Annotated in this window: 15 protein-coding genes; 9 read left to right on the top strand and 6 right to left on the bottom strand. The window is 65.8% G+C overall.

Annotated features, from left to right (window positions below):
* Together BZF61_RS03300 and dnaE are read left to right on the top strand one after the other, a co-directional pair.
* Complete coding sequence (locus BZF61_RS03300; RefSeq protein ID WP_086617233.1) at positions 1 to 480, top strand: glutathione peroxidase; 480 nt, start codon at positions 1 to 3, stop codon at positions 478 to 480.
* Positions 481 to 554: 74 nt separating this feature from the next.
* Complete coding sequence (gene dnaE / locus BZF61_RS03295) at positions 555 to 4067, top strand: DNA polymerase III subunit alpha (protein ID WP_086617232.1); 3513 nt, start codon at positions 555 to 557, stop codon at positions 4065 to 4067.
* Between the two features lie 66 nt (positions 4068 to 4133).
* On the opposite strand, the gene BZF61_RS03290 is transcribed toward dnaE, so the two are convergent.
* Positions 4134 to 5270, bottom strand: a complete 1137-nt coding sequence (locus BZF61_RS03290; protein ID WP_086617231.1) for an OmpA family protein — start codon at positions 5268 to 5270, stop codon at positions 4134 to 4136.
* 232 nt (positions 5271 to 5502) lie between these two features.
* On the opposite strand from BZF61_RS03290, the gene BZF61_RS03285 reads away from it, so the two are divergent.
* The 3 genes from BZF61_RS03285 to BZF61_RS03275 are packed head-to-tail and all read left to right on the top strand — an operon-like array spanning position 5503 to position 8051.
* On the top strand, positions 5503 to 7110 hold the full coding sequence (locus BZF61_RS03285) for a long-chain fatty acid--CoA ligase (protein WP_086617230.1): 1608 nt from the start codon (positions 5503 to 5505) through the stop codon (positions 7108 to 7110).
* Positions 7103 to 7624, top strand: coding sequence for a GNAT family N-acetyltransferase (locus BZF61_RS03280; RefSeq protein ID WP_245804488.1), 522 nt, complete (start codon positions 7103 to 7105; stop codon positions 7622 to 7624). Before BZF61_RS03285 ends, BZF61_RS03280 begins: the two co-directional genes overlap by 8 nt.
* Positions 7617 to 8051, top strand: coding sequence for a DUF1330 domain-containing protein (locus tag BZF61_RS03275; protein WP_086617228.1), 435 nt, complete (start codon positions 7617 to 7619; stop codon positions 8049 to 8051). Before BZF61_RS03280 ends, BZF61_RS03275 begins: the two co-directional genes overlap by 8 nt.
* Before the next feature lie 4 nt (positions 8052 to 8055).
* Here BZF61_RS03275 and BZF61_RS03270 read toward each other — a convergent pair whose 3' ends face one another.
* Genes BZF61_RS03270 through BZF61_RS03250 form a run of 5 tightly spaced genes read right to left on the bottom strand, consistent with a single transcriptional unit; the run spans position 8056 to position 12867 of the window.
* Positions 8056 to 9129, bottom strand: coding sequence for a PA0069 family radical SAM protein (locus BZF61_RS03270; RefSeq protein ID WP_086617227.1), 1074 nt, complete (start codon positions 9127 to 9129; stop codon positions 8056 to 8058).
* 35 nt (positions 9130 to 9164) lie between these two features.
* A complete protein-coding gene (locus BZF61_RS03265) occupies positions 9165 to 9743 on the bottom strand; it encodes a type III secretion system chaperone family protein (RefSeq protein ID WP_143736889.1) in 579 nt (192 codons plus the stop codon).
* Between the two features lie 27 nt (positions 9744 to 9770).
* Positions 9771 to 10301, bottom strand: coding sequence for a molybdenum cofactor biosynthesis protein B (gene moaB / locus BZF61_RS03260; protein WP_086617225.1), 531 nt, complete (start codon positions 10299 to 10301; stop codon positions 9771 to 9773).
* Positions 10301 to 12085 (bottom strand): lytic transglycosylase domain-containing protein, encoded by a 1785-nt coding sequence (locus BZF61_RS03255; RefSeq protein WP_245804487.1) that lies wholly within the window; start codon positions 12083 to 12085, stop codon positions 10301 to 10303. Before BZF61_RS03255 ends, moaB begins: the two co-directional genes overlap by 1 nt.
* The gene (locus BZF61_RS03250) at positions 12058 to 12867 is read right to left on the bottom strand and encodes a uracil-DNA glycosylase family protein (RefSeq protein WP_143736887.1); all 810 of its coding nucleotides are present in this window, start codon (positions 12865 to 12867) and stop codon (positions 12058 to 12060) included. The genes BZF61_RS03255 and BZF61_RS03250 overlap by 28 nt, the downstream gene beginning before the upstream one ends.
* Positions 12868 to 12990: 123 nt before the next feature.
* Here BZF61_RS03250 and BZF61_RS03245 point away from each other — a divergent pair, with 123 nt between their 5' ends.
* From BZF61_RS03245 to ilvD, 4 genes are all read left to right on the top strand, one after another.
* Complete coding sequence (locus BZF61_RS03245) at positions 12991 to 14640, top strand: electron transfer flavoprotein-ubiquinone oxidoreductase (protein WP_086617223.1); 1650 nt, start codon at positions 12991 to 12993, stop codon at positions 14638 to 14640.
* Between the two features lie 111 nt (positions 14641 to 14751).
* A complete protein-coding gene (locus BZF61_RS03240; protein WP_086617222.1) occupies positions 14752 to 15549 on the top strand; it encodes a 4-(cytidine 5'-diphospho)-2-C-methyl-D-erythritol kinase in 798 nt (265 codons plus the stop codon).
* Positions 15546 to 16262 carry an N-formylglutamate amidohydrolase gene (locus BZF61_RS03235; protein WP_086617221.1) on the top strand — a complete coding sequence of 239 codons (717 nt, stop codon included), beginning with the start codon at positions 15546 to 15548 and terminating at the stop codon, positions 16260 to 16262. The genes BZF61_RS03240 and BZF61_RS03235 overlap by 4 nt, the downstream gene beginning before the upstream one ends.
* A gap of 41 nt (positions 16263 to 16303) precedes the next feature.
* Positions 16304 to 18025 carry a dihydroxy-acid dehydratase gene (ilvD, locus tag BZF61_RS03230; RefSeq protein ID WP_086617220.1) on the top strand — a complete coding sequence of 574 codons (1722 nt, stop codon included), beginning with the start codon at positions 16304 to 16306 and terminating at the stop codon, positions 18023 to 18025.
* Positions 18026 to 18049 lie beyond the last annotated feature (24 nt).

The raw sequence follows: 18049 nt of genomic DNA, 5'->3' as shown, positions 1-18049 counted from the left end.
ATGACCACGATTGCCGATTTCACCGTCACCACCAACACGGGCGAACCGCTCGATCTGTCGAGCAAGCTCGGCAAGGTGCTGCTGGTCGTCAACACCGCCAGCAAGTGCGGCTTCACGCCCCAATATGACGGGCTCGAGCAGCTCTACCGGCGATACCGGGACCGCGGGTTCGAGGTGCTGGGTTTCCCCTGCAATCAATTCGGCGCGCAGGAACCGGGCAGCGACGCGGAGATCGAGCAGTTCTGCAAGGTCAATTTCGGGGTCACTTTCCCGCTGATGGCCAAGATCGACGTCAATGGCGAGAATGCCTCGCCCTTGTTCGACTGGATGAAGCGGCAAGCCAAGGGGCTGATGGGCACCACGGCGATCAAGTGGAACTTCACCAAGTTCCTGATCGACCGCGAGGGCCGGGTCGTCAAGCGCTACGCCCCGACCGACAAGCCCGAAAGCATCGCCGCCGACATCGAGAAGCTGCTCTGACGACAGCCACCCCCTGTGGAGAATTAACCGGCGGGAACGCTTCCGAAATCGGCGCAAATTCCTAAACTGCGCTCATGGCCTTTGCTCCCTTCGTTCCGCTGCGCGTGATGTCGTCCTATTCGATGCTCGAAGGGGCGATCGATCCCAAGGCGATCGCCAAGCTGGCGAGGGAGCGCGGCTTTCCCGCGATCGCAATCTGCGACCGCAACGGGCTTTACGGCATCATGGCCTTCGCCAGCGCCTGCAAGGGCGAAGGGGTGCAGCCGATCATCGGCACGCTGCTGGGCGTCGCGCGCGAGGGCGTGGACGGATCGAGCGCGCGGACGATCGACTACCTGCCGCTCTATGTGCAGGATGAGGCAGGCTATGCCAATCTCTGCCACCTCGTCAGCAAGGCGCATCTCGATCGCCCGCTGGAACTCGAACCGCATGTCACGCTGGCCGATCTCGAAGGGCGCACCGGCGGGCTGATCGCGCTGACCGGGGCGGGCGAGGGCGGGCTGACGCGGCTGCTCGCCGATGGCCAACACGAGGCCGCGGCGCGGCTGGCCGAGCGGCTGGAAGCGCTGTTTCCCGCGCGGCTCTACATCGAGATCGCGCGCGCCGGCGATCCGGTGACACAGCGCGCCGAAGAGGCGTTGATCGAACTTGCCTATGCCCGCGACCTTCCGCTGGTCGCCACCAACCCTGCCAATTTTGCCGAGCCGCATCAATACGGGGCGCATGACGCGATGCTCTGCATCGCCCATTCGACTCAGATCGAGGCCGAGGATCGCCCGCGCTCCAACCGCGAGGCCTATGTCAAATCGGCCAGCATGATGGAGGAGCTGTTCGCCGATCTGCCCGAGGGGCTGGCCAATACGCTCGTCATCGCCCAGCGTTGCGCCTTCGCACCGCCCTATCGCAAGCCGATCCTGCCCAGCCTTGCGGGCGATCTGGCGGGCGAGGCGCGGATGCTGGCTGAAGATTCGCGCCGGGGGCTTGAAGCGCGGCTCGCCGCCTATCCCGATCTCACCGAGGACGAGCGCCGCGTCTATTCCGACCGCCTCGAATTCGAGATCGAGGTGATCGTGAAGATGGGCTTCCCCGGCTATTTTCTGATCGTTGCCGACTTCATCAAGTGGGCCAAGGAGCAGGGCATTCCCGTGGGGCCGGGGCGCGGCTCGGGCGCGGGCTCGGCGGTGGCATGGGCGCTGACCATCACCGATCTCGATCCGATCCGGCTTGGGTTGCTGTTCGAACGTTTTCTCAATCCCGAACGCGTGTCGATGCCCGACTTCGATATCGACTTCTGCGAAACCCGGCGCGGCGAAGTGATCCGCTATGTCCAGCAGAAATATGGCGCAGATCACGTCGCGCAGATCATCACCTTCGGCAAGCTCAAGGCGCGCGCGGTGCTGCGCGATTGCGGGCGCATCCTGCAGATGGGCTACGGACAGGTCGACCGCCTGTGCAAGATGGTGCCCAACCACCCGACCGATCCCTGGTCGCTGTCGCGCGCCTTGAACGGCGTGGCCGACTTCAAGCGCGAATACGATAACGACCCCGAAGTGAAGCGCCTGGTCGATCTGGCGATGCAGCTCGAGGGCCTGCCGCGCAATTCCTCGACCCATGCGGCGGGCGTTGTGATCGGCGATCGCCCGCTGGCGCAGCTCGTGCCGCTCTATCGCGATCCACGCTCGGACATGCCGGTGACCCAGTTCGACATGAAGCATGTCGAATCCTCGGGCCTGGTGAAGTTCGACTTCCTCGGATTGAAGACCCTCTCGGTGCTGCGCAAGGCGGTCGATCTGCTGGCGCAGCGTGGCATTGCCATCGACCTCGGCGCGCTGCCGCTCGATGATCCGGCGGTCTATGATCTGATGAAGGCGGGCAACACGGTAGGGGTGTTCCAGCTCGAGTCCGAAGGGATGCGGCGCACGCTCAAATCGGTGAAGCCGACCAATTTCGGCGATATCATCGCGCTCGTCTCGCTTTATCGGCCCGGCCCGATGGACAACATCGACCTGTTCGGCAAGCGCAAGGCGGGCCTCGTGCCGATCGACTATCCACACCCCAAGCTCGAAGGAATCCTTGCCGAAACCTACGGCATCTTCGTCTATCAGGAACAGGTGATGCAGGCAGCCCAGGTGCTGGCCGGCTATTCGCTCGGCGATGCGGACCTGCTGCGCCGCGCGATGGGCAAGAAGGTGCAGGCCGAAATGGACGCTCAGCGTGGCCGCTTCGTCGAGGGTTGCAAGGCGGTTTCGGGCATCGATGCCAAGCGCGCCAACGAGCTGTTCGACTTGATCGACAAGTTCGCCGGCTACGGCTTCAACAAGAGCCACGCGGCCGCCTATGCGCTGCTCGCTTACCAGACCGGCTGGCTCAAGGCGCATTACCCCGAGGAATTCTACGCCGCTTCGATGTGCTTTGACATGCACCAGTCGGACAAGCTCAGCGTGTTTGTCGACGATGCGCGGCGCTATCCCAACGGATCGGGAGGGATCGAAGTGCTGCCGCCGTGCATCAATGCCTCCGAGGCGCGCTTCACTGTCGAACAGACCGATCACGGCTATGCGGTGCGCTATGCCCTCGCCGGGATCCGCAATGTCGGCGAGAAGGCGATGGAGGCGATCGTTGCCGAGCGCGAGGCCGGCGGGCCGTTCACCAGCCTCAAGGATTTCTTCGAGCGCCTGCCGCAGGGCACGATGAACCGCCGCCAGCTCGAAGCGCTGATCTGCGCCGGCGCGCTCGACACGCTCGAGCCTGATCGCGCTTTGCTCCACACCAATGCCGAGCGGCTGCTGGCGGTGGCCGATGCAGCGATGCGCGAGCGCAGCAGCGGGCAGGCCGGGCTGTTCGGCGGAGAGGATTCTGCCGGTGGTGATCTGCGGCTTGCCGCCGCCACGCCGTGGAGCAAGCCCGAGCGCATGGCGAAGGAGCGCGAGAATTTCGGCTTCTACTTTTCTGCCCACCCGGTGCAGCAGTATCGCGAGTTGGCCTCGGCCAATGGCGCGCGCACCTATCAGAGCCTGATGGAAGGCGGCGCGCCTGCGGGCGGGCGCGGGGCGGCGGTGATGGCGGTGCTGGTCGAAGGCATCACCAAGGCCCGCACCCGCAAGGGCGGCACCTTCGTGCGCGCCGATTTCTCTGACAGTTCCGGCCAGTTCTCGGCAGCCTGCTTCGAGGAGGCGCTCGTGCCGCAGTTCGAACGCTGGGCCGCGGATGGCGAGTGCCTGCTGATGACGGTCGAGCTCGACGCGCCCAATCCCGACGAGCCGCCGCGCCTCACCGTGCGCAGCGCCCGCCCGCTGAGCGCGGTGAGCGGGGCCACGCCGATGCAGCTCAGGGCCGATATCGCCAGCCTCGACGCGCTGCGCGAACTCAAGCTCGCGCTCGATGTGAGGGATGACGGCGATTTGATCGGCAATGGCGAGGTGGTGGTGCGGCTGCGGCTGGAGAGCGGCGGCCATGCGCAGCTGCGGCTTGGGCGCGGCTTCCTGCTGTCGGGCGAGATGGCCGAGCGACTGGCCGAGGTGCCGGGCATCAGCAATGTCGAGCTGGTGCCGGTCAAGAGCAAGGCGGCGCTGCGGCTCGTCGCTTAGCCGCACAGAAAGAGGGGGCAACCAGCGGTCGCCCCCCAAATGCAGGCATATTGTGGAAGCCGAGGACTACATCCCCGCGCCGGGGCCGTAGGTCACTTCGACGCGGCGGTTCTGCGCCTCGCGCACGCCATCGGCGGTGGGGACGCGCGGCTGGCTCTCGCCAAAGGCCTCGGCCATGATCCGCGCATCGGGAATGCCGCGCGCGGTAAGATAGCTGCGCACCGCGGCGTTGCGGCGCGCGGCGAGGCCGATATTGTAGCGCGCGCTGCCCGCGGTGTCGGTGTGACCGGCCAGCATCACCCGCGCCGTGCCGCAATTGCCATAGGCGGTGATGGCCGCATCGAGGATGGTCGCAGCCTCGGCCGTGAGGTCGGACTTGTCGAAATCGAAGAACACGATGAACGGCCCGGTGCTGCACACCGGCTTGGGTGCCGCCGGCGGCGGGGGAGGCGGCGGAGGCGGCGGCGGGGGAGGTGGCGGCGGAGGAGGTGGCGGCGGGGACGGGGGCGGAGCGGCTTTCCCGCCGAAATTATAGACCAGGCTCGCCAGCACCGAATGCGCGGTGTAGCCCGCCTCGATCGGCACGCCATTGGCCGCTTCGAGCGCGAACCCGTCGGCGACGAAATAGCGATACTTCACCCCCAGATCGACATGGTCGCTGACCGCCACCCGCAGGCCGGCGAGCAGTTGCCAGGCAAAATCGGTGGCGCTGTCGTCGACCACCGTGCCGATGCCGGCGACCTTGACCGGCAGATCGAGCTTGGCGATGCCGACCCCGCCACCGGCAAAGACCTGCACCCCGCCATCCTTGCCTAGTTCGACGAGCCCGTTGAGCATTCCGCTCCAGATCGACAGGTCTGCCTCGTTCTGCACCACCGTGCCCGGCGGCACCGTGAGGCCGCCCGGCAGGATGCCCGAATTGACCACGGTCAGCCCGTCATAGCCGTTGCGCTTGTAGCCGCCCTCGGCCTCGAGCCGGAAAGCCCCGAGATCGTAGCCGACCACGATATCGGCATCGATGCCGCTGTTGGTGTCGGCAAAGGCGGCGTTGGCTTGCGGGTTGTTGTTGGCGAGATCGACATCGACCTGGTCTTCGAGGCTGACCCCGCCGTTGATGCCGATGTAGAACTGCCCGTCGCGGGCCTGTGCGGGCAGGGTGATGCATGCCGCTGCGCCTGTCAGAAGAACCGCCGAAAACCTCATGTCCGCCCTCCGGGTGCTTGATAATGCGCCGTACTCTAGGCGTGCTGCATGGCAGGCTTGTGACAGCCTGCGCGATGTTTCGCGCCCTGTCCTGCGCAGCGCTGGGCGCGGCTTGCGAATGCTGCGCAAGGGCGATTGCCAAGCGCCCGGGGCAAAGGCATGGAAGCGCGGTGGATAGATCATCGACCGTGCGCTCAGGCGCTGCGGAGCTGACTTGAGGAGAGAAACGACGATGGCCGGAACCAGGCTCGGGGCAATGCAGGACTGGACCATGCGGGTGACCGCGGTGATTGATCACGCCGCGCGCGAGGCGCCGGAGCGGGAGATCGTCAGCCGCTGGGCCGATGGCAGCGAGACCCGCACCAACTGGGCCGGCATCCGCCGCGATGCGCTGAAGATGGCGCAGGCATTGCAGGCGCTCGGGCTGAAGCCCGGCGACAAGGTCGCGAGCCTCGCGATGAACCATTCGCGCCATCTGGTGAGCTGGTATGGTGTGGCCGGCATGGGCGGGGTGCTGCACACGGTCAACCCGCGCCTGTTCGACGACCAGCTCGAATATATCGTCAATCACGCCGAGGACCGCGTGATGTGCTATGACGCGGCGTTCCAGCCGATCGTCGACCGGATGCGCGCGCGCTGGCCCACGGTCGAACACTACATTTGTTACGACAGCGGGGCGAATGCTCCGGCCTTCGAGGACTGGATCGGCGCGCAGGACGGCGATTTCGAGTGGGTCACCGGCGCCGAGACCGACCCCTGCATGATCTGCTACACCTCGGGCACGACCGGCAATCCCAAGGGCGTGCAATACGAGCACCGCTCGACCGTGCTCCACGCCTTGGCCGGGTTGCAGCCGGCGGCGTTCAACTTCTCGAGTTCCTCGGTGATGCTGCCCGTGGTGCCAATGTTCCATGCGGCCAGCTGGGGCCTGCCCTATGCTGGCGCGATGGCGGGGATCAAGTTCGTGTTCTCGGCGGTCAACGATCCGGCCGTGCTGCACGATCTGATGCTGCGCGAAGGGGTGACCGATTCCGCCGGCGTGCCGACCGTCTGGCTGGCGCATTTCCAGTATTGCGATGCCAATGGCCTCGACCTGCCGCCGCTCAAGGCGGCGACCATCGGCGGTTCGGCGGCACCCAAGTTCATGATCGAACGGCTGATGAAGAACGGCACCCGCGTCCAGCACGCCTGGGGGATGACGGAGACGTCACCGATCGGCACCGTGGGCGGCCCGACCTGGGACTGGGACCAGCTCACGCTCGAACAGAAGGTCGAGAAAACCGCGATGCAGGGGCGCCCGATCTTCGGGGTGCAGCTGCGCACGGTTGACCTTGACGACATGACCACCGAACTGCCGCGCGACGGCAAGACTTCGGGCGCGCTCCAGATCCGCGGGCCTTGGGTGATCAAGCGCTATTTCAAAGCCGACAAGGACGCGGTCAACAACGAGGGCTGGTTCGATACCGGCGATGTCGGCATCATCCATCCCGACGGCACGCTGCAACTGACCGACCGCACCAAGGACGTGATCAAGTCGGGCGGGGAGTGGATCAGTTCGGTCGAGCTCGAAAACGCCGCCTGCGGCCATCCGGGCGTGGCCGAGGCTGCCTGCATCGGCATTTACCACCCGAAGTGGGACGAGCGTCCGGTGCTGTTCCTGGTCAGAAAGCCCGGGGCCGAGGTTTCGGCCGAGGACATCATCGCGCACCTCAAGCCGCTGGTTGCCAAGTGGTGGTTGCCCGATGCGGTCGAATTCCTCGATGAAATCCCGCACACCGCCACGGGCAAGATTTCCAAGAAGGACCTGCGTGACCGGTTTGCCGACTACAAGCTTGCCTGACGCGCCCATCCGGCCTGCGCAGCCAAGCGACGCTGGGGCCGTCTGTGCGATCTACGATTACCACGTTGCCCACGGCACGGCATCGTTCGACAGCGCAGGGCCGAGCGTTGCGGAATGGGCGGTCAAGATCGCCGAAGTGAGCGCGCGAGGATGGCCGTTCCTCGTCGCGGAGGCAGAGGACGCGGTGATCGGCTATGCCTATGTGACCCAGTTCCGCCCGCGCGCCGCCTATGCCCGCACCTGCGAGAACAGCATCTACATCGCCGAAAGCGCGCGAGGGCAAGGGATTGGCACGAAGCTGCTGAGGGCGCTGATCGATGCCGCGCGCGCATCCGGGTTCGAACAGATGATCGCGGTGATCGGCGGAGGCGAGCCGGCCTCGGTCGCGCTCCACGGCAAGTGCGGTTTCGTCCACGCAGGGCGGCTGCGCAATGTCGGCTTGAAGTTCGGGCGGCGGCTCGATACGGTCTATATGCAATGCGACCTGACGGGAGAGGGGTGGGACAATGCGTGAGGTTTTCATCGATCCGTCGCCGGCGAACTTTCAGGCCTTCAAGGACCTGCCGCGGGACACGCCGATCAATATGCTCAACCTGCTGCTCTACCGCGATCTGGCCGACTATCCGGAAGGACACGAGCACGCCGGCAAGGGCTGGAGCGGGCGCCGCGCCTACGCGGAATACGGGGTGACGAGCGGCCCGATTTTCCGCAGGGTCGGTGGGCAGATCATCTGGCGCGGCACGTTCGAGACCATGGTGACCGGCCCCGAGGGCGAGCGCTGGCACGATGCCTTCATCGCCCACTACCCCAATGCCGGCGCCTTCTTCGCGATGATCAAGGACCCGGATTATCAGAAGGCGGTGGTCAACCGCACCGCCGCTTTGGTTGACAGCCGATTGGTGCGGTTCGCACCGGGCGAGGCGGGGGAGGGGTTCGGGTGAGCGCCTAAATCAACCGCAACTGCCCGCTCACTTCCGGCGCCCTGAAGCGCGAACAATCGAGCTCGAACCGCGCCTTGCCGATCCCCGCACGCTTGCACGCCAGCTTGAAGCGCGCGCGGATGAGATCGGCCCAGACGCCTTGCGGGTTCATGCGGCTGTGGAAGTTCGGATCATTGTCCCGCCCGCCGCGCATCTCGCGCACGATTCCCATCACCTTGCCGGCGCGTTCGGGATAGTGGACGGCGAGCCATTCGCGGAACAGCGGCGCGACTTCGTGCGGGAGGCGCAGCGGGATCCAGCCAGCGCTTTTCACGCCAAGTTCGCCGACCCGCGCGATAATGCCTTCGATGAATTCGTCCGTGATCGCCGGGATGATCGGCGAGAGCGAGCAATGCACCGGCACGCCCAGCTCCACCAGCTTGCCCAACGCGCTCAATCGCTTGGCCGGTGCAGCGCAGCGCGGTTCGAGCTTGGCCGAGAGCATTCTGTCGAGCGTCGTCACCGAAATCGCCACCGCCACCAGCTTTTCCTGCGCCATCTCCGCCAGCAGGTCGGCATCCATAAGCACCCGGTCGGACTTGGTGGTGATGGTGACGGGGTGGCGCGCCTCGAGACAGACCTCGAGCAACTGCCGGGTGATCCGGTAGGAGCGCTCGATCGGCTGGTAGGGGTCGGTGTTGGTGCCCATAGCGATAGGGCGGGGCTGGTAGCCCTTCTTCGCCAACGTCGCCCGCAGCAGCGCGGCGGCGTTGGGCTTGGCGAAAAGCTTGGTCTCGAAGTCCAGCCCCGGCGAAAGATCGTGATAGGCGTGGGTCGGGCGGGCAAAGCAGTAGATGCAGCCATGCTCGCAGCCGCGATAGGCATTTACCGAACGGTCGAAAGGCACGTCGGGCGATTGGTTGAAGCTGAGGATTGATCTGGCCCTCTCCTCGGTCACCGTGGTGCGCAGTTTCACCGGCGGACCATCGAGCGATGCCAGATAGTCGCGCCAATCCCCGTCGACCGCGCGCGAGGGCAGGTCGAAACGGGTCGATGTCGCCCCTGACTGGGCGCCGCGTCCATGGATTCGCTCCGGCATGACCGGAGAACATATAAAGAACGATTATCCCGCTGTCATCCGCCGCGCGTGTGCCAGGCGCCGTTTTCGGGGTAGAGATAGCCGAAGGAATCGACCACCAAGGCGAACCACATGCCGATCTGGGTGGCGTGGTTCTCGCGGGTAATCCCGCCGTCGGCGATCATGTATATCCTGACCGCGATCACGCCATCGGGCTCGATATGAGCGCGGCCGAAATTCTCTTTGTAATAGTTCTTGTTGACCGCCTCAATCTTCCGTTCGCGCGTGGTGTCGGCATCGGCCTGGAAGGTGGCGAGCAAGGAGGAGCCGAGGCAGCGTGTCTTGGTCTTATCGTCCCCGCAGGCGAGCAGCAGGGCATCGGCGGTCACGCCGCCGTGGAGGGTGAACGCGATCCGCTCGGACCCGGCGGCAGAGGTGATGCTTGCCCCGGACTCGGTCAACGCGCGTTCGAAATCGGCGCGGGTGAAGTGCGACAGCGTTGAGGCTTGGGCCTGAGCCGCCGTGCTGCCCACCGCCAGTGACAGGGCTGCTGCAAGTATCGTGCAACGCACGCGATTCTCCCCCTCCCAAGGGGGTGCGCCAACACAAAATCGAGCTTGCGCCAGCGCGGCCATGCCACAGACCACAGGTGCAGGTCGTAATCAGACTTCCTTGAGCCGCGGCATCAGTTCGACGAAATTGCACGGCCGGTTGCGGCTGTCGAGCTGTTCGGCAAGGATGCCGTCCCATCCGTCCTTCACCGCGCCGTTGGAGCCGGGCAGGGCGAAAATATAGGTGCCGCGCGCGACTACGGCGAGCGCACGCGATTGCACCGTGCTGGTGCCGATGGTCTTGAAGCTGAGCCAGCGGAACAGTTCGCCAAAGCCCGGGATTTCGCGCGCGCCCTCGATCATCGCCAGCGCCTCGGGCGTGACATCGCGGCCGGTCAGGCCGGTGCCGCCGGTGCTCACCACCGCGTCGATCGCCGGATCGTCGATCCATGCGTCGAACTGCGCGGCGAGGGCTTTGGCATCGTCCTTGACGATCATGCGTGCGGCGAGGTTGTGGCCTGCGCTCGTGACCCGCCCGGCGAGGATATCGCCCGAGGTGTCGGTTTCGGGGGTGCGGGTGTCCGAAACGGTCAGCACCGCGATGTTGATCGGCTTGAAGGTGCGGCTTTCGTCGATCGCCATTACGGTTCCAGTCGGGCAGAGCGCAGCGTTTGCGGACGCGGAAACTCGGGCCAGCGCCCCTGCGCCAAGGCCCGTCGGCTGGGCGAGGGCACCCCGGCGGCGCGTTCATACATCCAGTAATTGCGCATCACGATCGCAACATAGCTGCGGGTTTCCCAAAAGGGGATCGATTCCATCCACAGCAGCGGATCGCCCTGATCATTGATCTCATAGTTCCAGCGCTCGACCGGCCTCAGCCCGGCATTATACGCCGCGACGATCTTGGGCAGAGTGCCGCCGGTGGCGGGACTGTCGCGCAGCATCTCGAGGTGGCGCTGGCCGTAGGCGAGGTTGACATGCGGATCGTTCAGATCCTCGTAGGACGCGCCGAGGCCGAGGCGGCCGGCATGATCGCGTGCTGTGCCGGGCATGATCTGCATCAGCCCGCGGGCATTGGCAGGGCTGACCGCATTGGTGCGGAAGTTCGATTCCTGCAGCGCATGGGCAAAGGCAAGGCTGGGATCGACCCGCCACCCGCCCACGGGTTGCCAGTAAGCGATCGGGAAGCGCAAGGAGGGATCGCTGCGCCTGCCGTAGGGCGCGTTGCTGGCCAAGAACAGCTGGGTCGAAGGCAGGCCCATCTCGCGGGCGAGGCGAGCGAGCGCGTCATACTGGCTCGCCGGGCCGATCCGCGCTTCGTGCCGCAGCACCTCGTCGGCGAGGCCCGCACGCCCGATCTCGGCCAGCGCCATTGCCACGCGGACATTGCTGCGGTGCGCAAGCTGCTCCCAGTCATTGCGGTCGAACCGCGCGGGCGGCGCGTGGGCAGGAAGTTCGATCCCGAGCTGGTCGGCGGCGAGCATCCCATAGAGCGTCTCGTGCATCTGCGCGGCGGCCGACAGGTGCTGTTGCGCCTGACCCGGCTCGCGGCAGCGCACCAGCGAACGATGCGCCCAATAATGGCTGGCTGCTGCGAGTTCTGGGTTCGAGGCGCGCGCCGCAGCGCGGGCAAAAGCCTCGCCCGCGAGCGCGCAGTAGCCGAGCCGCCAAGCGGCCAGGCCTTCGACCCACGCCCCTTCGGCGACCCATTCGCCGCTGCCTTCGGCCACGGTGCGCGCCAGTTCGAGCGCAGCGGTATCGTTGTTCTCGATGTAGTAACTCCAGGCGACCCGCTGGCGCCATTCGGCGCGGGCATCGCTGGAGAGCTGCCCGTCGGCCTCGGTCAGCAGGCGATGGGCCTCCGTCGGGTTGTCGGCCTTGATCGCGGCGAGGATCGCACCCGCAGTCGCGGCAGGCATGGTTCCGTCATTGACGGTGCGCGGCAGGGTGCGCTTGGGCGCCGAAGGCTGACGCGCAAAGTCCTGCGCACGGGGCAGCGGCGGCAAGGAGGTGACGCCGCGCTTGGCCCCCATCCGCGCGATCTGTTCAGCCTGTGGCAATTCGGTGCCGGCGGCCAACCAGGCGCTGATCTGTTCTGCGGAAACCTTGGGGCTGTTGGCGTGGGTGTAATATTCGGCACGCGCGACTTGGGTCAGCACCCCGTCGGGGCGCGCGGCGAGCAGGCTTTCGACCTCGCCCCATTGCTCGGCATCGATCATGGCGAACAGCTGACGATAGAAGGCCCGCTCCTCGGACGAAAGCACCGTGCCGACTACGCTCTCGCGCTTTGCGCCATCGTCCCAGCGCGCCACGAGGTCGCCCGACTGCGCCTGCGCTGCCACCGGCAGGCCTGCGGCGGCCAGCACGATAACCGCGATTGCCGAACCAAGCCCGTGCTTCAGTTTGAAGCCGACCATTCCATCCATCTCCGCCAGAACCGCGCCTTGAGCGTGGGCGAGTACAACATTGCTTCGAGCGTTTCGCTGACCATTACCGGAACCCTGCGGTCGGCATGGTTGATTTCCCGTAAACCTTCCGCGGCGCCCGTGCCCAGCATCGCCGTCAGCGCTGTCCCCAGCACGAGCACCTTGTGCGGGGCGGCGAGCGCGATGTGATGCGCTGTGACTGCGTCCATTCCGCGGGCGGCCTGCATCGCCAGATCAGCCATCGGCGTGTGGCAGGGCAGGGCGGCCGCGAGATAGACGGCGCTTTCCTTGAGGCCCATTGCGGCAAGGATATTGGCGAGCAGCCGCCCCTGCGGCCCGCCGAGCAGGTGCTCGCGGTCGCCTTCCTCCGGTTGGGGCACCAGCACCAGCAGCTCTGCGCCTGCTTCGCCGCGCGGTGCTATCCGGGGAAAGGCCTGCGTGGCCGCGAGGCCTGGTGCGCTCATCCACCAATCGCGGAAGGATGCGAGATCGCGCGGAGGGGATTCGCCCAGCAGGCGCGCACGCGGCGCCCCGGCGGCTACCGCAGGCGGAGCGGCCTTATCGCGCTGAATGGCGGACAAGGATGCGGCGGGTGCCTGGGCCCGCGTCGCCGTGTGATGGGCCGCAGCAGGGCGGGCGTTTCCGGGTGCGGCGGTTGCGCGCGGCGCCTCGGCCAACCACGCGGTGGCGTGATCACGGAAATCGTGGCTGACCCCGGCTGCCTGCCAGAAGGCCAGCGCGGCCTCGAGTTCGCGGACAAGGGCAGTTTCGGGACGGGTCATCTTGCCAAGGCTATCCAATGCGGGTCTTGACTGTCACAGCCCTGCTTAGCAAGTGAACCGGACAGGCAATTCGCCGGAATGTGCGCCCCGTGCGCCCAAACTATCAAGGATCAGGAAAGCCCCATGAGCGAACGTGAATCAATGCCCTGCGATGTCGTGATTGTCGGCGGTGGGGTGGCGGGCCTCGCGGCGGCGATCCGGCTGAAGCAGATCAATGCCGAACTCGAAGTGATCGTGCTCGAAAAGGGCTCGGAGATCGGCGCGCACATCCTGTCGGGCGCGGTAGTCGATCCCCGGTCGCTCGACGAATTGCTGCCCGAATGGCGCGAGATGGGGTGCCCGATGGCGGAAACCCCGGTGACCGACAACTGGCACTGGGTGCTCTCGAAAACCGGCAAGACCGCGCTGCCCCACGCGATCATGCCGCCGCTGATGAGCAACCACGGCTGCTACACCGGCAGCCTCGGCAATCTCGCGCGCTGGCTGGCCGAACAGGCCGAAGGGCTTGGGGTGATGGTGTTTCCCGGTTTCCCCGCTGCCGAAGTGATGATCGACGAGCAGGGCCGCGTCGGAGGGGTGATCACCCAGGACATGGGCGTTGCCGCCGATGGCAGCCGCAAGGCCGATTTTCAGCCCGGCATGGAGATCCACGCCAAGTACACGCTCTTTGCCGAGGGCGCGCGCGGGCATCTGACCAAGCGGATGAAGGCCCGTTATGATCTTGAGGCCAACTGCTGCCCGCAGGTCTATGGCCTCGGCATCAAGGAACTGTGGGACATCGATCCCAAGAAGCACAAGCCGGGCCGGGTGATCCACACCCAGGGCTGGCCGCTGACCGAAAGCGACAGCTGGGGCGGGGGCTTCCTCTACCATCAGGCGAACGGCCAGGTGGCCTTGGGCTTCGTCACTGCGCTCGATTACAAGAACCCCTGGGTCTCGCCCTATCAGGAATTCCAGCGCTGGAAGCAGCACCCGGCAATCCGCGAATATCTCGAAGGGGGCAAGCGCGTCAGCTACGGTGCGCGCGCGATCAACGAGGGCGGGTGGCAATCGGTGCCCAAGCTCGCCTTCCCCGGCGGCGCGCTGATCGGCTGCGCGGCGGGCTTCGTCAACGTGCCGCGCATCAAGGGCAGCCACACCGCGATGAAGAGCGGGATGCTGGCGGCCGAAAGCGTCGCGGCGGCGATTGCGGCGGGCCAAGAGAAGACCGAGTTGGCCGATTACGATGCGGCGGTGCGGTCGAGCTGGATCGCGGACGAATTGAAGCTCGTCCAGAACGCGCAGCCCGCGGTCGCCAAGTATGGCGGCGATGTCGGCACGGTGCTGGCGGGTATCGACATGTGGATGCGCACGCTGAAGATTGGTCTGCCGATCAGCATGAAGCACAAGCCGGACTATACCTATACCGGCCGCGCCGATCTCTTCCCGAAGATCGACTACCCCAAGCCCGACGGCGTGATCAGCTTCGACCGCCTCACCAACGTCGCCTACAGCTACACCAACCACGCCGAGGACCAGCCGGTGCACCTGCAGGTCAAGGACCTTGAATTGCAGAAGGTGAGCGAACTGGGTGTCTTTGGCGGCCCCTCGACACGCTATTGCCCGGCGGGGGTCTATGAATGGCTGACCGACGAGAAGACCGGCGCGCCCAAGTTCCAGATCAACGCGCAGAACTGCGTCCACTGCAAGACCTGCGACATCAAGGACCCCAACCAGAACATCAACTGGGTGACGCCGGAAGGCGGCGGCGGGCCGAACTATCCGAATATGTGAGGTTGCGCGTGCTAACTTCATCATTGCGAGCCACCGATGGCGGCGCGGTAATCCAAGGGCCGGACATGGGTTGCTGCGCTCCGCTCGCAATGACGAGGTAGCGGTAGTGGAATGATCGAAACCGCCTACGCCAAGATCAACCTCGCGCTGCATGTTCGCAGGCGGCGGGAGGACGGGTATCACGCGCTTGAGACCCTGTTCGCCTTCGTCGATGCGGGCGATGTGTTGGTGGCGGAGCCCGCCGCGCAGGACAGCGTGACCACGCTGGGCGAGTTTGCAGGGGTGCTCGACAATCCCTTCGACAATCTCGTCGCCCGCGCGCTCACCGCCCTCCCGCGCCCGCAGGGCCTCGCGGTGACATTGGAAAAAAACCTCCCCGTTGCCGCTGGCCTCGGCGGTGGGTCGGCGGATGCCGGGGCGGTGTTCCGGATCGTCGAGGCAATGAGCGGCCTGCCCGATGACTGGCAGGCGAGGGCTGCGACGCTCGGCGCGGATGTGCCTGCCTGCGTGCTCAGCCACACCCATATCGGCCTCGGCACCGGCACCGAGCGGTTTGCGGTCGAGGACGACCTCGCCGGAACCCCCGTCCTGCTGGTCAACCCGCGCGTGCCGCTCTCGACCGGGCCGGTGTTCAAGACGTGGGATGGCGAGGATCGCGGCCCGCTGCCGGTAGGCCCGGCGTCCAAAATTGCGCGGGAAGGGCGCAACGACCTCGAAGCCCCCGCGATTTCGCTCTGCCCGGTGATCGCCGAGGTTCTGGCAAGCCTGCGCGACACCGCGCCTTGGCTTGCGAGGATGTCCGGCTCTGGCGCGACCTGCTTTGCGCTCTACGATACGCCCGAGGCCCGCGATGCGGCAGCGGCGGCCATGCCTGCCGGGTGGTGGACCATGGCCGGGCGACTGCGATGAGCGAGATCTTCCGCCAGATCGGCGCGCCGACCCCCGGCGGGATCGTGCTGGTCGCCGACCACGCCTCAAACCGCGTGCCGGAGGACATCTCGCTCGGCATCCCCCCGCACCTGCTCCGCGAACACATCGCCCTCGACATCGGCACCGCGGCTATCGCCGAGCGACTGGCGCAGGATCACGCCATCCCCGGCCACATCGCCGCGGTGAGCCGCCTCGTGTGCGACTTGAACCGCGAGGAGACCGCCCCCGGTCTCGTGCCGGAATCCAGCGACGGCCACCCGATACCTGGCAATATCGGCGCAGACAGGGAAGGGCGGCTTGCCCGCTTCCACCGCCCCTATCACGCCGCGCTGGAGCACTGGCTGGAGGTCGCGCAGCCTGCCTTGATCCTCTCGCTCCACTCATTCACGCCCCGCCTCGCGACCAGCGATCAGCAGCGGCCATGGCAGGTTGGCGTCCTGTATAACGAGGATGATCGCGCCGCCCGCATCGCCATTCCGCTACTGGTGGCCGAGGGGCTCAATGTCGGCGACAATCTCCCCTATTCGGGCCGCGACCTCAACTACACCATGAACCGCCATGCCGAAGCGCGGGGCCGTCCCTATCTGGGCATCGAATTGCGGCAGGATCTGACGCAAACCTCGGCAGACCACTTCCGCTGGGCCGCGCTCTTGGCAAAAATTGCGCAAAGGGTTGCGTCCGCGCTTCGCTAGCGGCAAGGGCGTTTCGCAAATCGCCGCCAACGGGAAATCTTATGTCGCAGAAGTTTGACAAGTCGAAGCTCCCCAGCCGCCATGTTTCGCTCGGCCCGGAGCGCGCGCCGCATCGCTCATATTATTATGCAATGGGCATGACCGAGGCAGATATTGCCAAGCCTTTCGTCGGCGTGGTCAGCGCGGGGAACGATTCGGCGCCTTGCAACACCACCCTCAACGCCCAGGCCGATATCTGCCGCGAAGGCGTGATCGCCGGCGGCGGCACCCCGCGGCGGTTCAACACCATCACCGTCACCGACGGCATCGCGATGGGCCATCAGGGCATGAAGTCCTCGCTCATCAGCCGCGAGATCATTGCGGATTCGATCGAAGTATCGGTCAGGGGCCATTGTTATGACGCGCTTGTCGGCTTTGCTGGCTGCGACAAGAGCCTGCCCGGCATGATGATGGCGATGCTGCGGCTCAATGTTCCCTCGATCTTCGTCTATGGCGGCTCGATCCTGCCCGGCACCCACCGCGGCAAGGATGTGACCGTGGTCGATGTGTTCGAGGCCGTGGGTCAGTTCGCCGCGGGCAATTGCCCCTTGGACGAGCTGATCGCGCTCGAAAAGGTCGCCTGTCCCGGCCACGGCGCCTGCGGCGGCCAGTTCACCGCCAACACCATGGCCTGTGTCGGCGAGGCGATTGGCTTATCTCTGCCGAACAGTAACATGGCGCCGGCTCCTTACAAATCGCGCGAGGATATCGCGCTGGCCGCGGGCAAGCAGGTGATGGAACTCGTCGCCCGCAACCTGCGCCCGCGCGATATCTGCACCCGCGAGGCCTTCATCAACGCGGCGCGGGTGGTTGCAGCCACCGGCGGTTCGACCAACGCTGCGCTTCACCTGCCTGCCATGGCCAACGAATGCGGCATTGACTTTGATCTCTTTGATGTCGCGGATATCTTTAAATCAACGCCTTACATTGCGGATTTGAAGCCGGGTGGGAAGTATGTCGCCAAAGATATGCACGAGGCCGGCGGGGTCTATATGGCGATGAAGACGCTGCTCGACGGCGGATTCATCGATCCCAATCCGCTGACGGTTACCGGCAAGACCATTGGCGAGAACCTCGAAGAGATCACCTGGAACCCTGACCAGAAGGTGTTTTACGATGTGAAGAACCCGATCACGCCGACTGGCGGGGTTGTGGGCCTCAAGGGCAGCCTTGCGCCGGACGGCGCGATCGTGAAGGTCGCCGGGATGGCGCGCCTCCAGTTCTCCGGCCCGGCGCGGGTGTTCGATTGCGAGGAAGACGCCTTCGCCGCGGTCGAAAGGCGCGATATTGCCGAGGGCTGCGTGATCGTTATCCGCTATGAAGGGCCCAAGGGCGGCCCCGGGATGCGCGAAATGCTCTCGACCACCGCCGCGCTGTACGGCCAGGGCATGGGCGAGAAGATCGCGCTCATCACCGACGGGCGCTTCTCCGGCGCGACGCGGGGCTTCTGCATCGGTCATGTCTGCCCCGAGGCTGCCGATGGCGGCCCGATCGCGCTGGTCGAGGATGGCGACATCATCGTGATCGATGCCGAGAAGGGCACCATCGATCTGGACGTGCCCGAGGAGATCCTCGCCGAGCGTCGCAAATCGTGGCAACCGCGCACAAACGACTACCAGTCGGGCGCCTTGTGGCGCTATCAACAGGTTGTCGGGAAGGCGCGTTACGGGGCGGTGACGCACCCGGGCGCCAAGGCGGAGACCCATGTGTTTGCGGACATTTAGCCCGTTGCTCCTGCTTGCCACCGC

It is taken from the genome of Erythrobacter tepidarius (genome assembly GCF_002155695.1).
GTDB classification, from domain to species: domain Bacteria; phylum Pseudomonadota; class Alphaproteobacteria; order Sphingomonadales; family Sphingomonadaceae; genus Erythrobacter; species Erythrobacter tepidarius.
The sequence above is the reverse complement of the archived record's forward strand: the minus strand, read 5'-3'. Positions and strand labels throughout refer to the sequence as shown.

Excerpts from the sequence above, each read along its gene's own strand:
- BZF61_RS03300 (WP_086617233.1), top strand. The coding sequence starts at position 1 with ATGACCACGATTGCCGATTTCACCGTCACCACCAACACGGGCGAACCG.
- dnaE (WP_086617232.1), top strand. The coding sequence starts at position 555 with ATGGCCTTTGCTCCCTTCGTTCCGCTGCGCGTGATGTCGTCCTATTCG.
- BZF61_RS03290 (WP_086617231.1), bottom strand. The coding sequence starts at position 5,270 with ATGAGGTTTTCGGCGGTTCTTCTGACAGGCGCAGCGGCATGCATCACC.
- BZF61_RS03285 (WP_086617230.1), top strand. The coding sequence starts at position 5,503 with ATGGCCGGAACCAGGCTCGGGGCAATGCAGGACTGGACCATGCGGGTG.
- BZF61_RS03275 (WP_086617228.1), top strand. The coding sequence starts at position 7,617 with ATGCGTGAGGTTTTCATCGATCCGTCGCCGGCGAACTTTCAGGCCTTC.
- BZF61_RS03270 (WP_086617227.1), bottom strand. The coding sequence starts at position 9,129 with ATGCCGGAGCGAATCCATGGACGCGGCGCCCAGTCAGGGGCGACATCG.
- BZF61_RS03265 (WP_143736889.1), bottom strand. The coding sequence starts at position 9,743 with ATGGCCGCGCTGGCGCAAGCTCGATTTTGTGTTGGCGCACCCCCTTGG.
- moaB (WP_086617225.1), bottom strand. The coding sequence starts at position 10,301 with ATGGCGATCGACGAAAGCCGCACCTTCAAGCCGATCAACATCGCGGTG.
- BZF61_RS03255 (WP_245804487.1), bottom strand. The coding sequence starts at position 12,085 with ATGGATGGAATGGTCGGCTTCAAACTGAAGCACGGGCTTGGTTCGGCA.
- BZF61_RS03250 (WP_143736887.1), bottom strand. The coding sequence starts at position 12,867 with ATGACCCGTCCCGAAACTGCCCTTGTCCGCGAACTCGAGGCCGCGCTG.
- BZF61_RS03245 (WP_086617223.1), top strand. The coding sequence starts at position 12,991 with ATGAGCGAACGTGAATCAATGCCCTGCGATGTCGTGATTGTCGGCGGT.
- BZF61_RS03240 (WP_086617222.1), top strand. The coding sequence starts at position 14,752 with ATGATCGAAACCGCCTACGCCAAGATCAACCTCGCGCTGCATGTTCGC.
- BZF61_RS03235 (WP_086617221.1), top strand. The coding sequence starts at position 15,546 with ATGAGCGAGATCTTCCGCCAGATCGGCGCGCCGACCCCCGGCGGGATC.
- ilvD (WP_086617220.1), top strand. The coding sequence starts at position 16,304 with ATGTCGCAGAAGTTTGACAAGTCGAAGCTCCCCAGCCGCCATGTTTCG.